Below are 14,765 nucleotides of genomic sequence, written 5' to 3'. Positions count from 1 at the left end.
AAATCAGGTATTTATACTCTTTTATGCTTGGTTTAGTTTAACGAGTTTTGTTATCTTTGAAATAAAATCTTACAAACTATAGTAAGTTTGTAGGTAAATAGCACTTTCGTAAATACGCTTACTGCAACGTTAAATCTTACAATATTCTACCAATTATTTAACCTTTAAACCATTCAAATTATGGAAACCAGAAGTCCCCCTTTTTAGTTGTAAAGATTTTTGAGATATAAAGAATGATTCACCCCTTAAATCAAATTATATGAAAAATTTATACAAAATTATGTTGCTGTGTGTCTGTGGAGCCACTTACGCACAAACCCAGAATGATATTGCAAAAATTAGGTCCGGAAGTAACGTATCTGAACTTCAGTCTCTGAGTCAGAGATACCAAACCGAGGCGGACCAGAAGAAACAAAGAATCAGTAATCTTGCGAAAACTAATGGCTGGCGCACTTCATTTAGTAATAAAAATGGAACCACAAGCGAATTAGTAGATGTAAGTGCCGACGGCAAAACGCCTATCTATTTTGCTACTGAAAATGTAAATGCCGCAAAATCCACACGGGCAAATTACTTGAATTCCGGTGGTGGTTTAGGACTGAACCTTAACGGACAAAACATGACGGCTTATGTTTGGGATGGCGGCGCTACACTTCCTACTCACAATGAGTTTGGCGGAAGAGTGTCAATTAACGATGGGGTTACTACTATTGTTGCCGGAAGTAACAACAGTCAACACGCCAATCACGTAACAGGTACTATTGTTGCGGCAGGTACTGTAGCGGCATCCAAAGGAATGGCCTTTCAGGGAAATGCCAGAACGAACGAATGGACTAACGATTTGTCTGAAGCCACTACAGCAGCGGCAAACGGAATGTTGATCTCCAATCATTCTTACGGATGGGCTACAAGAAATTCTGCTGGAACAGTTCTGATCGCTCCGTGGCAGTTTGGTGCTTATCAAACTACTGCCAGAGACTGGGACAATCTGATGTTTAATGCTCCTTACTACCTGCAGGTGAAATCAGCCGGAAATGATGGCGGAGATAACACTGCAAATACAAGTCCGTTAGGAGGTTTTACTGCTTATGATAAACTTACAGGATTTTCGACCTCTAAAAACAATCTGGTGATTGCTAATGCTAATGACGCTGTGATAAGTTCAACAGGAGCTTTAACAAGTGTTACCATTAGCGGATCCAGCAGTCAAGGACCTACAGATGATTTGAGAATCAAACCGGATCTTGCCGGAAATGGAGCCTCTGTTTATTCGACAGCCACACTTACAAATCCGGTAACACCATTAACCAATAGCAGTTATGGTAATGCCAGCGGAACTTCAATGGCAGCTCCAAACGTAACCGGAACACTACTTTTGCTACAGCAGCATTATAAAAATCTGACCGGAAACTTTATGCGTGCTGCTACTCTAAAAGGATTAGCATTGCATACAGCCGACGATGCGGGAGCTGTTGGACCTGATGCAATTTTTGGATGGGGTTTATTGAATGCAAAATTTGCTGCGGAAACCATTACAAAAAACGGAACAGCATCTATTGTTCAGGAAAGTACACTGGCGAATGGTGGTACTTATACATTGTCGGTAACTTCAGACGGAGTTAATCCGTTAATTGCTTCTATTTCATGGACAGATCCTGCCGGTGTTGCTTATTCAGGAAGTACACCAAATATTGGTACAGCAAAATTGATAAACGATTTAGACATTCGCGTAACTAATGGAGCAGGAACTAATTTCCCATATCGATTGCTTACTGCAACAACAAACGGATTGGGTGACAATACGAGAGACCCTTTTGAGCGCATCAGAATTGTTGGAGCAGCGGGAACTTATACTATCACGGTAACCCATAAAGGAAGTTTGGTCAACGGAAGTCAGAATTTTTCAACGGTGGTAACCGGAATTACCGTACCGGATCTTTACATCAAAGACAGACCGTTTGATGTGGGATTACAACCTAATCCGGATTCTGGACCTATGTGGATCAGTGATGATATCTGGGTAAGACAAACCATTGACGGAGGAACTACACATGAAAATCCTGAGTTTAAATTAAGCTCTCCAAACGGAGTGTATGTTAAAGTAACTAATAAAGGAACAGTTCCTAGTGCTTCCGGAAAAGTGAAATTGTATTTTGCAAAAGCTTCTTCAGGATTAACATGGCCTACCAACTTTGTTAATTTTTATGTAGGGACTGTATTGCATGGTGATTATATCGGAGAAGTAGCTATTCCGGCAATTGCTGCAGGTGGAAATGCTACAGTAGTGATTCCTTGGTATCCGCCAAATCCTGCTGATTTCACTTACGATGTACACCATTTTTGTTTAGCGGCAAGAATAGAATCATCAGAAGATCCAATGTTTAATGAACAAACTAATGTGGGTATAGGTGTAAACACCAAAAACAACAACAATATTGCCTGGAAAAATTTAAGTGTTTACAACCTGAATACGACAGATTTTGTTCCTCCAACTGCAGTATTCATCAGAGGAATCAGATCTAAAAATATCAACGTGAGATTTATAGACAGAGGATTTAACGAACAGTTGAAGAATAATTTCTTTGATTTGGGCGGTACAGTTGAAGCTACACTGGATCCAAAACTATTTGAAAGAGCACAGGCCAATGGAAGTTTAAAAGGAGTACAGATTTTAGATAAAAATAAAATCCTTATTACTTCCAGAGAAGCATCTATAGCAAACCTGCCTATTGATATCGATGAAACTTTCGGAATCACATTTGATTTCAAAGTGGCAAAAGATTTTCCTGTTGAAGAGCAAATTACCTTAGACCTTGTTCAGGAAGATGCTAAAAGCGGAGAACTTGAAGGAGGAGAGCGTTTTGCACTGGTAAAAGCTAAACCGAATACTAAAGCCGGAGCCACGTCACTTGTTGAAGCTCCTGAATCTCGTACTGTTGCTATCTATCCGAATCCGACAAACGGTATATTTAAAATAGCCGTAAATAGTGAGGAGCAGGGAACATTAAAAATAACAAGCATTTTCAATACGGTTGTTTTTGAAGAGAAAACAAATAAACAAAAAGAATTTAGTGTAAACATCTCCAAACAACTTCCGGGAATTTACATCGTTCAGTTTATCTCTGAAAATGGAAAAGTAGTTACCAGAAAAATAATTAAAAACTAATATTTTTCGAGTGAAACACTTATTACTTTAATGAGTGTATGAAATTGAAGGAAGTCGTCTCAATATAAATCTTGAGGCGATTTCTTTTTTTATAAAAGAAAAGCTTTGCAGACTTTGGCTTTTAAACGCAAAGTACGCTAAGTTTTTTTTATGCGTAGGTTTTATATAAAAAACATAAAGTCCGCAAAGCTTTGTCTAAGTATAGCTTTGCGAACTTTGCCTTTCTAAGCGTAATACAGCTAAAATTCTTAGCGTGCTTTGCGTTAAAATTTCCAACTTAGATGATTATTGCTCTATTTTCAAGGATGAACTTTTGCAACATACGAAGAGACTGTTACGGTACCCGAATCATTTTTGACCGTATAAACGCCTAAAATACTATTTTGATAAGCAGTATTAGCACTTGTACTATCTGCATTCGGAAAATCAATATCTATCCAGTTGGCTTCTCCAAATGTGCCATCTGAATTTCGGTTTACAGCAACAAAGGAAGCTCCCATATCTTTTCCGTTAACACTAATCCAGTCAGACGGCATATGATAGCCATTGTCTTTGGATGCAGTGATACCTTCAAAATGTGTAACTACAGACAAAATCGTTTCATTCTTATAACTAAACGATTTTAAATTACTCGTTTGCTTTGTTTTGGAATTATAATCCACCAGGAAAGCCTGACTTATTTCCCCTAATTTAGCACTTGAATAACCGCCTGCCATAGTGTAATGATCACCGCCATTGTGCCAGATACCGTACAAAGTAGTCGTTAAGGAATCAGGAACTTTAAAATCAATGTATTCTTTAGTGACAACATCATACAGAAATGCATATCCATTCTTGTCATTCTCTACATCATAATTTCCAACAGCGATTCCGCCCATTATACTATGAACAAATACATTATTGGTATTACCGCCATTTGGTGACACCTGAATCCAGGTTCCTGAACCATCCGCCGGACCTTCGTAATAAAAACCAAGATTTCCGCTTGGAGCTTTACCGGAAGAGGCAGATATTTTGTAGGAGCCTACTATTTGTACTTTGCCTTGATGTCCGTTATTAGGGCCGTAACAAGAGGTATTGATAACCGTTGCTGTTGGTGTACTTGGAAAATTTACAATGTTCCATTTGCCCTGATTGCCGCTTCCATTAAGCGGCCCTTCATAGATTAAGCCCTGAACGATATCATTAAGGCCTATTAAACTGCCTGAAATGTATACATTTTCAGATCCTGTTACGCCTCTTACGCCTTGTATGCTGGTTTCTCCGCCATTAGGATAATTGAAATCCGTATACTTTGCCGTATTGACTTCCAGATTTATATTTTCTGACATAATTTTTCTTTTTTGATTGTTGTTTTAACCCGTTGGGAAAAATTAAATTTTGTTCAATTTCACCCAACGGGTTATTGTTTTATACTTTTTTGGAACTGTGTCCTGCAGCTGTTTTTAGTTAAATGTTGTTGTACTATAAATATCTTTTGGTGCATTTACCCAAAGTTTCTCTACTTCCAGCTGATGCAGTTGTTCTTCTAATTCGTGTCTGATTTCACTATAAGCCGGATCGTAGGCAAGATTGGTGATTTCCAACGGATCATTAACTAAATCATACAGCTCATACTGTTTGAAGTAGGCCGTAGCGGCATCAAAATAGTAGTCAAATTTCCATTTTTCGGTTCTGATACATCGAATGCGATTCGCAGCTCTTACGATCGTCCAGGTACTGTTAGAACCTGCTTTGACATCATCGTAAGTAAACAAAATACTGTGCTGAACAGGAGTGTTGTCCTGCATTATTGGCAGTAAACTGGTACCAGCAAGTCCCGTTGGCGGATTAGATACGTTGGCCATATCAATAAAAGTTGGAAAAATATCTGCTAAGGTTGCTAAAGCCATAGAGTGTTTGACAGGATGATCTTTAAATAATATCGGATTAGATATAACAAGCGGAACTCTTAAAGCTTCTTCGTAAGCGACAAAAGTTTTCTGACGTAATCCGCCGTGAGCGAGTCCCATTTCTCCATGATCGGATGTCATTGTAACTAAGGCTGAATCGGCTAGTTTTTTGCCGTGTTCATCTTCTCTGTACAATTCGTCAATCAGGTAGCCAAACTGTTTGTCGGCAAGACTTAACAAATAGCCATAAAAATTAATATAATTCAGTTTATCTTCGGTACTATTGATCGCTCCAAGAGTTAAAGCCATATTAATCAGGATTTGTTCCTGAGCCATAGGTTTTTTATTTTCCAGTAAATTTTCGTTTACAGTAGCAGGAAGTCCTATTTCTCTGGTCAGCCAGCTGTCCGGATGGTATCCTGATGTACCTGCTGTATTGGGATAAGCCAGTACATCATGAGGATTTACGAGTGAAAGAATCAAACAATAAGGTTTATGATTTCCAGCAGCTCTTTGTGCTCTCACTTCTTTTAGATATTGGATAGCCTCGGCAGTGTATCTGGCGTCGTGATTGGCATAGCCACCCCCAAAATTAAGCGGGTTCACATCTTCACCGGCATCGGGAGAAATCCAGCCCATAGCCCCAAAGAGTGAAATATCGGCAGCCGTTAAATCTTCGTAGTTTGTTTTAGTTCCATTAGGAGCAACACCTTTACTCATGTGCCATTTTCCTCGGTATTGCACATCATATCCATCAGCCCAAAGAGTATTCATAATATTAGGCAATGCATTGCTAAGTGTAGGCTCCTGAGGCGACAATAGACCACCTTCGGTTAGCGTTTGACTTACGCCATGTTTCGCAGGATACAAGCCTGTAAATAAGGTCGAACGGCTAGGGGAGCACATGCAGGTGTTGCAAAATGCACGGTCGAAACTAAAACCATTCTTTTTTAGAAAAGTCAGTGTGGGAAGATTTTCTTCCTCCCATCCCGGTGGGAAATGTTGAGTAGCGCGCTGCTCATCAGTAATAATTAAAATCATGTCCGGCTTTTGGCCAATTTCGTTAAGTTTTTCTTTTAAGTTCATTGTTTGTGGTTTAAGGGGTTAATAAATAGATAATTGTTGGTATATGGATTTGTAATTCATATCGATAGGTCAGTTTGAAATAATTCAAAAAAAGGGATTGGATTATCGTAAAAATTGAGGCGTGAAGAGAGAATTACAGTAGTACTTTTTCAATATAATGTTCGAACAAAATAAATTGCAAAAGGCTTGTAGAGGATGCTGTAGGGTAGAGTTGAATCTGATTAATAAGAATAAAATTACAATAACTAAGCAGATTTAAATTACGTATAAATACCTGTTTTGTAGTAGTTTATCTAATTTTTAAGAAGTACAAAGAGTTCAATAATCTGAAGGACTTCAATTAGACAGATATTTTGTTATTGAAGAGACTCTTTTAGGTGAAGGAATAAAGGTAAAGAGCAGTAATTTTTCAGACTACAACTATTGGTGTAACTAAGAATTCTAAGGCTGAGGGGGTAATTATGTTAAACGACTAAAAAAAAAATTAAATATCGGGTTGCGTTTAATCGATAAAAAATGATTTATCACATAGAAACATAGATTTTAATCTAAAAGAGAAAAAAGAAAATACATTTCTTCCACCTGATATTAGGTGTATTTAAATGAGGTGAAATGCTTTTTTACAGATGTTGAATCTAAGTTCCTATGTGTTAAAATGAATTATACTCAAAAAGTTAAAAACAATAATAATTTTGAGTTTTAGTTTTTAATTCCCCTTCAATAAATTGATACTTACTGTAGCGATATCGGCATCCGGGAATCGTTTAAAAATCGATTGGTCCGGAAATAATCCGGCTTCTGCAGCGACTTTATTAAAAACGTCAATTTCCACAATATACTGGTCCGAGAAACCGTGAGTAGCATCATAAGCCGTTGCGGGAGTTTTTCCGATATTAGCGGCTGCAAGTTTGGGATTGATGGTATGCAATTCAATCAACAGTAAGCCAAATTTACGCACATAAGGCGACCATTTTTGTAAATGTTCCAAAAGATTATCCTCGACAAGATTGTTACTGATTCTTTTTCCTCTGTAAGCAAATGCTCCGGTAGACGTACTGATTCTATCTTTGTTAATGTGTTGGGGATCTTTCCAAATTCGATTGTGATCTAAAAAAGTCCTTACATTAAGTAGATCTTTAAGATCTATATTGTAGTTTTCTTTCAGATCCTCCGAAAGCAGTTGAGGGTTTCCGATATCTCCCCAAATTACTTTTGCCCAAATGTCGGCTTTAATTAGATTGGCTCTGGTAACTTTTAAGGCTGCCTGATTATAGTCGGCACCAACTAAAAACAAAGGGTAGTCGTCGAGCATTTTTCCACGTAAAGTCTGCCTGTCGATAACTTCGAAAATATGCTGTAAAAAAGCACCATTACCGCAACCCATATCAAGTATTCCTTTAGGTTGCTGTTCGATTGGTAAATTAAACAGGCTGACAATAATTTCGTCCACCACTTTAAAATAAGTATCGTGAGCACCACCGCTTCCCCATACATTCATTTCGCGATCTACGTGAATTTCATTTTCGCCATCGGCTATCATTCTTAAAACGGACGGATCACCAAAAATCAATTCTTCGATTTTGGCAAAGGTGGGCAAATAAGAAACTGTAACACCGTAAGCACTGGCTCTTTTAGCGTAAAACAAACCGGTTTCGGTAAACTGATAATTGCCATTTTTTTCTAAGAACCATCCAAGATGTACAAAAAAGTCCAGTATTTTTTTAAAGTTTTCCGGAGATTTATGAAATTCTTCGGGTTGGAAAGAAGTCTCCATAAAGTATTTGTGAAACATTCCTTTCATGGCCAGACGTACAATGGTGGGACCAATCAAATGCCCTTCGACGTGTTTTAAAACCTGTTCCTGAAGACTTCTTTTCAAAGGATCATCAGAAGGTGATATTCCATATCCTTTTTTATATTTTTCAAAAATAAGATTGAGTTTTTCAAAGGGTACGTCGTCAAAAAGTCGTGGATGAAACTGCCCGGAGAATTGGAGTAAATCAACAACATCCTGATAGAGATGAAACAGCGAAAAAGCGATTTCTGTTTTTTCGTTTGTGATGATGGTTATTTCCTGTGTTCGATTATCTACTTCATATTCTAAAAAGCCCTGAGAGGCCAGAATTCTCAAACCAACATTCAGATAACCTTCATTTGCTTTAAAAGTAGTAGCTAACTGCGATAGTTGTACTTGCTTTTGATTTAGGATATACTCTAAAACTTTATGATTTTGTAGCGCAATTGCAACCGGAGCAACAGCCAGACCGTCAAGGTGTCTGAAAATAGAACTTCGAAGTTGTGATTTATCGGTCATAGAAAAAGGTTGATGGTTGGTTAAAAATAGTGATTTTTTAATTTACGACCGTTACTTTTTTAGAGGCTATTTTAAGATTTTCCTCATAGCTATTTTTCGCAAATAACTATTGCGAACCTCAAAGTAAGTGAAACATCTTTTTTTAGAGCAAAAAACGATGTTTCTAGGTGTTAAACTAAGTGATTGGCAACAAGTAGAAGTAATCAGCTCACCGCCATTTTATTATACTTATTACGATATTCCAACGGATTTAATCCTGTTACTTTTTTAAAAATGGTTCGAAATGCTTTTGTATCGGTATAACCTACATCATACATTACCTCATTGATATTTTTACGGCTGGTCTCGAAACTTTTTTTGGCGTACTCAATTTTCACCCGATTGATGTATTCTAAAACTGAATTGTTGGTTGCGGTTTTAAATCGTCTCTCAAAACTTCTTCTTCCCAGCAATACCATTTCGGCCAATTCATCAATGGTGATTTTTTCCTGAATGTTATCTTCAATAAAATTCTGAACCTGTTTAATGGCATCGTCGTTATGATTCTTTTGCCCTTGAAACATTGCAAAAGAAGCCTGACTGTCTCTGTCGATATCGATGGCAAAGTATTTGGAGGCAAGTATAGCCGTCTCTCTGTCGGTATATTTTTCGACCAGATGAAGCAATAAGTTCCAGTACGAATGTGCTCCACCGCTGGAATAAAGACGATGTTCTTCCGTAATAATGCTTCCGTCTATGACTTCTACTTCGGGAAACATTTCTCTAAACTCATTTTGAAATCCCCAATGGGTAGAGCATTTTTTGCCGTTTAACAAACCAGTGGAAGCTAACAAAAACGCTCCAACACATAATGATGCGATCTCGGCACCCTTATGATATTGTTCGCTGATCCAGGGTAATAGTCCTTGATTTTGAGCAATCGCAGCTTTCATGTCTCCAAATAAGGCAGGAATTACAATCAAATCAGTGGCGGTAATATCTTTTGTGAGCTGAGACGTATTAACGGAATACAATCCGTTATTAAGTTTTACTTCTTTCTCTAAACCTACTAATTGTACATCAAACAATAATTTTTTACCGGAGGCGGTCATAAATTGATTTACAGCCGAAAATAAGTATTGCGGATCTGCAATTGCCTGCAGAACCGAACTTTCAGGAACAAGAATGCTTACTTTTTTTATCATGGTTTTTTATAGGTTAGATCAAATTAGGCAAACGATTTACAATTGACTGACTGTTGCTGAGCCCTTGATTTTACTTGGTTGACTGTTGAATGCAACACTTTACCGGGATCATAGCGATACAACAATTGATTTCAATGCAATTTCAAAGATAAAGATAGTTTGTCGTAAATGCCCTTTTTGTTGTCGTTTTTGTGTAGGTGGATTCTGTGATTTCTGCTCCATCTTTGTACTATCAATTAACAATTAAAAAATCACACAAAATGGCGACAAAAATTTTCATCAATCTGCCGGTAGCAGATTTACAAAAAGCAATGTCTTTTTACACAGCAATCGGATTTACAAACAATCCTCAATTTACAGATGCTACAGCAGCCTGTATGGTTCTAACCGAAGAAATTTATGTGATGTTGTTGACTCATAATAAATTCAGTGAGTTTATCAATAAAGAAATCGGTAATGCTTTCGAGAAAGCTTCGGTAATTAATTCCTTGTCAGTAGAAAGTGTAGACGAAGTGAATGAAATGATCAATAGTGCCTTAAAAGCAGGAGGTAAAGAAACTGCAGAGCCGAAAGACTATGGTTTTATGCAGCAACGCAGTTTTGAAGATTTAGACGGACACCTTTGGGAAGTTCTGTATATGGATCTGGCGAAAATCCCACAACAATAACCCTATTAAAATGGCACAGCTTAATTCTTATTTAACATTTAACGGTAATTGCAGAGACGCGATGTTGTTCTACAAAGCTTGTCTTGGCGGTGAACTCGAACTGCAAACCATAGCCGATTCACCAATAGGGGAAGAGCTGCCGGAGAAAATGAAAAAATGTATTTTGCACGCCACCCTTAAAAGCGATACTCTTACCATTATGGGATCGGATATGGCTCCCGAAAACCTGACAAAAGGAAATGCCTTCTCGATGATGCTCACGTTTGACAGTGAAGAAGAAACACGAAAGGTTTATGCTGACTTATCTAAAGACGGTCAGGCTACCCATCCGTTAGAAAGGACTTTTTATGGAGCTTTGTTCGGGAATCTTACGGATAAGTTCGGACATCAATGGATGCTCTGTTACTCGTGCCAAGAAAAAAAATCTTTATCTGTTGGGTATAATTAATTCTTGATGATTATACCCAATCGAATAAAGCTATAAATTGACTTCTAACAGCTAATAACTTCTAATGAGACGCCTAAGCAAAAAGGTGGTCTCATTTTTTTATTTCTTTATATCAAACCGGACAGGTTTTAAAAAACTGTCCGGTTTATTAAATGTAACGTTTATATACTACATCTTTTACTTCACTGATCCTTATTTTGAAGCACATTAAGTAAAAGTACTAGAAGTAATTTTTTAAGAAAGTATAAAATAGAATGCACTTTACAGAATCACTTTAGAAAAAATCCTACACAGAAGTGGAAGAACGGTTGTTTGTTAACTGTTTTATTTTAAGTTGTTTATCGTTAAAAGGCTGATTTATTTAACATTTTTTATATAAAAAAAAGAGTTAAAATTTTGGCTTTCGTTATTTTAACTTACTTTTGTTCTATCAAATTGGTAGAGTATAAATTTATCAGATTAGTGAAGATTAAAGAGAAGAATAGTAACTGCTGTTTTTAACTAGTAAGAATTAATAGGAGATAAGTTTCCCTTAAAAGTAGTCAGACAATAAAGTGATTTTTAATCTAACGCGATAATTTCAGTGAGATGAAGTCCTTTTTTGAGATTGAAATCTTACATAAATACATTAAAAAAATAGTAATCCAAAATAATAAAAAATGAAGAAACGAATGCATAGCTGTTAAAAAAAAGAACCATTTCTGCGGGAACAGAAATGGCGAAGCTTAAAGAAATTGTACATCTCTATAAGGAAAGCACGAGCGGATAAAATCCGACTTCGGGGCACCTTATGTATTAAACTAAAACAAAGTAATGAAAAAAAAATTAAACAGATATATAGGATTATGTATTTTGTTAATTTCCGCAGGTATTAAAGCACAGGAAGTTAAACCCTTAATCCAGTCGAAACTCGAAGGAACTGTAATCGATGCTGTTACAAAGGAGCCCGTTATTGGAGCTTCGATAAACATTAAAGGAACTACTCATGGGGTTGTAACGGATATGGACGGTAAATTTTACTTTCAAACCGGGCAAAAAATTCCTTATACCCTAATTGTAAGTTATTTGGGCTATAAAAAAGCGGAAGTTACAGCCAATGAAAATTCAGTTGTGGTTACTCTTACTCAGGAACAGAATGCATTGTCAGAAGTAGTGGTTACGGCACTTGGTATTACAAAAGAAAAAAAATCTCTGGGATATACCACACAGGCAGTTAAGGGCAAGGAATTGTCAGACACAAAAGAAACCAATTTTCTAAACAGCCTTAGCGGTAAACTTGCCGGTGTTCGTATTACCAATTCGCAGGGTGATATGGGATCTTCGCGTATCATCATTCGTGGTGAAACGTCTATTTCCGGAAATAATCAGCCGCTTTTTGTGGTCGATGGAGTTCCTGTAGACAACTCACAACTAGGAAGTACCGGAGGTACCACTCGTGATTTTAAAAATGCTATTGCCGATTTAAATCCACAGGATATTGAATCCCTAAGTGTATTAAAAGGTCCTAATGCTGCCGCTCTTTACGGATCACGTGCCGCACATGGAGTTGTGCTTATCACAACAAAATCTGGAAAAAGTCAAAAAGGGTTGGGGATAAGCGTTAATTCCGGAATCACAATTTCTCAGGTGGCTACTTTACCTAAATTTCAAAATTCATACGGACAAGGATCAAACGGAAAGTTCAGTTATGTAGACGGTAAAGGTGGCGGAATCAATGATGGAGTGGATGAAAGCTGGGGACCTAAATTAGACGGTCGTCTTATTCCACAGTTCTATTCTAATGGTGTTGCGGTACCTTTCGTAGCACATCCGAATAATGTAAAAGACTTTTTCAACACTGGTATTACCTACGATAATAGCGTATCCATAGCTAAATCGGATGAAAAATCAGATTTTCGTTTAGGAATAAACAATCAAAAACAATTGGGTACAGTACCTAACAGTGAAACAAATAAAACAAACTTTACGGTTAATACAAATTACCAAATTTCGAAAAACATAAAAGTAGGGGTAACGGCTAACTATATTGTGACTGATGCACCCGCACTTCCTGGTGGTCCGCAAGGTAACCGTGCCGCTGGTGTGATGTTGCAGTTCCTTTGGTTCGGACGCCAGGTAGATATCGATCAGCTTCAGAACAACAGAGAGGTAAACTGGAACAACAGCTATTACAGCAATCCCTATTGGAATGCGTATTATAACACCACTAGCCAACAGCGCAACCGTATAATAGGAGATATTCATTTGGATGCCAAAATTATCGACGGGCTTAATTTTAAATTCCGTACCGGAGTTGATTATTATAACGATCGCAGAAAGTACACCATTAAATACGGTACAAACGGAACTCCTTTTGGATCCTATGCAGAAGATGCTTACACGGTAAACGAAAGAAATACAGAAGGGATTTTTACGTATACCAAAAAACTAACCGAAGACTTTAGTGTGGATGCTCTTGCCGGATTCAATATTCGTAACCACAGTGATGCTAATAATTATCAGAAAGCACCACGTCTTGCCGTACCGGATTTGTATACCTTAACGAATTCAAGAGATCCGTTAACTTCATCAAATTCATTATCAAGATTGCGAGTATACAGTGCATACGCTTCAGCACAGTTTGGATATAAAAACTATGCTTATTTAAACGTAACTGCCCGTAATGACTGGTCGTCTACATTACCAAGCAGCAACCGTTCTTATTTTTACCCTTCCTTCAATGGTAGTTTTGTAGTTTCTGATGCTTTCAATCTGAAAAGTAATACACTTGATTTCTTAAAACTTCGTGGAGGCTGGTCTGAAGTAGGAAACGATGCAGATCCGTATCAATTGTCTACGGTTTACGATTTTCAAACTGCATTTGACGGAAACCCTATTCAAACCTCAGCGAAGAAAAAACTGAATGAGAACCTGAAACCGGAAACCACTCGTTCTACGGAATTGGGTATAGAATCTTCGTTCTGGAAAAACAGACTGCACTTAGATGTAGCTTACTACAATACGAACAGTTTTGACCAAATTTTAGAAATAAAAACTACGGCTTCAAGTGGTTATAATTCGCAATTAATCAACGCGGGTAAAATAAACAATCGTGGTATTGAAGTTCAGTTAGACGGAACTCCGATTCAAACCGAGAATTTTAAATGGAATGTAGGAGTTAACTATTCAAAAAACATTAGTGAAGTAAAGATTTTGGATTATGACAAACAAATCCAGAACTATACTATTGGTACATCAGGAGGTGTTGATGTACTGGCGTCGGTAGGACAGGCTTATGGAGCACTTTATGGTACAGCGTATCAACGTGATGCAAACGGAAATATAGTAGTTGGAGCTAACGGATTACCGAAAGCCGATCCTCAAAAAAGAGTATTAGGACATTATACTCCGGACTTTTTAGCAGGTGTAACCAACACTTTGAGTTATAAAAATCTTGAATTTTCATTCCTTATTGATGCCAGTGTGGGGGGAGATATTTTTTCGGGAACCAACAGAACAGGTACTTATACTGGAGTACTGGCAGAGACACTTGCTGGTCGTGATGCAGCAAACGGAGGTTTAAATTACTACTACCCTGGTAACAGTACAGCCAATCCAAAAACATTGGTAACGAGTGGTGGAGCACCAAATGGAGTAACGGTGTATGATGATGGAGTTCTATTTAACGGAGTTTACGCCGATGGAACCCCAAATACTCAGGTGATTAGTGCGCAGGAGTTTCATAAAGCATCTTACAATATTAGTGAAGCCTATATTTACAGTTCGACTTTTGTAAAACTGAGAGAAATAAAACTGGGATACAATTTCAATAAGAAATTTGCCAGAAGACTGGGACTAGAAGGAGCAAGTATTACTGCTGTAGGCCGAAACCTTTTGTTTATTTACAAAGATGCGCCAAACATTGATCCTGAAACCGCTTTCAATACTGGAAATGCTCAGGGATTGGAGAGTTTGTCTTTACCAACTACCAGAAATTTCAGTCTGAATGTTAATCTTAAATTTTAAAA

At 37.5% G+C, this 14,765-nt stretch carries 8 protein-coding genes; 4 read left to right on the top strand and 4 right to left on the bottom strand.

Annotated elements, in window-relative coordinates; translation table 11 throughout:
- The first annotated feature begins 259 nt into the window (after positions 1-259).
- Positions 260-3,166, top strand: coding sequence for a S8 family serine peptidase (locus tag BHE19_RS17315; RefSeq protein WP_070908150.1), 2,907 nt, complete (start codon positions 260-262; stop codon positions 3,164-3,166).
- A 299-nt stretch (positions 3,167-3,465) separates the two neighbouring features.
- On the opposite strand, the gene BHE19_RS17310 is transcribed toward BHE19_RS17315, so the two are convergent.
- The 4 genes from BHE19_RS17310 to BHE19_RS17295 all read right to left on the bottom strand — a co-directional run bounded on the left by BHE19_RS17310 (position 3,466) and on the right by BHE19_RS17295 (position 9,642).
- Complete coding sequence (locus BHE19_RS17310; RefSeq protein ID WP_070908149.1) at positions 3,466-4,497, bottom strand: hypothetical protein; 1,032 nt, start codon at positions 4,495-4,497, stop codon at positions 3,466-3,468.
- 114 nt (positions 4,498-4,611) lie between these two features.
- Positions 4,612-6,144 carry a sulfatase-like hydrolase/transferase gene (locus BHE19_RS17305; RefSeq protein WP_070908148.1) on the bottom strand — a complete coding sequence of 511 codons (1,533 nt, stop codon included), beginning with the start codon at positions 6,142-6,144 and terminating at the stop codon, positions 4,612-4,614.
- 706 nt (positions 6,145-6,850) lie between these two features.
- Positions 6,851-8,458 (bottom strand): class I SAM-dependent methyltransferase, encoded by a 1,608-nt coding sequence (locus tag BHE19_RS17300; RefSeq protein WP_070908147.1) that lies wholly within the window; start codon positions 8,456-8,458, stop codon positions 6,851-6,853.
- Between the two features lie 203 nt (positions 8,459-8,661).
- Entirely contained in the window at positions 8,662-9,642 is a 981-nt protein-coding gene (locus BHE19_RS17295) for a GlxA family transcriptional regulator (protein ID WP_017497185.1), read from the bottom strand.
- Positions 9,643-9,902: 260 nt separating this feature from the next.
- On the opposite strand from BHE19_RS17295, the gene BHE19_RS17290 reads away from it, so the two are divergent.
- From BHE19_RS17290 to BHE19_RS17280, 3 genes are all read left to right on the top strand, one after another.
- Positions 9,903-10,310, top strand: a complete 408-nt coding sequence (locus BHE19_RS17290; RefSeq protein ID WP_070908146.1) for a VOC family protein — start codon at positions 9,903-9,905, stop codon at positions 10,308-10,310.
- A 10-nt stretch (positions 10,311-10,320) separates the two neighbouring features.
- Complete coding sequence (locus BHE19_RS17285) at positions 10,321-10,758, top strand: VOC family protein (RefSeq protein ID WP_070908145.1); 438 nt, start codon at positions 10,321-10,323, stop codon at positions 10,756-10,758.
- A gap of 813 nt (positions 10,759-11,571) precedes the next feature.
- Entirely contained in the window at positions 11,572-14,763 is a 3,192-nt protein-coding gene (locus BHE19_RS17280; RefSeq protein ID WP_070908144.1) for a SusC/RagA family TonB-linked outer membrane protein, read from the top strand.
- Positions 14,764-14,765: the final 2 nt, after the last annotated feature.

Origin of the sequence: Flavobacterium tructae (assembly GCF_001853485.1) — a bacterium.
In the GTDB taxonomy this organism is placed as follows: Bacteria; Bacteroidota; Bacteroidia; order Flavobacteriales; family Flavobacteriaceae; genus Flavobacterium; species Flavobacterium tructae.
Note: the sequence above shows the minus strand (reverse complement) of the source record. Positions and strands in the feature narration are given on the sequence as shown.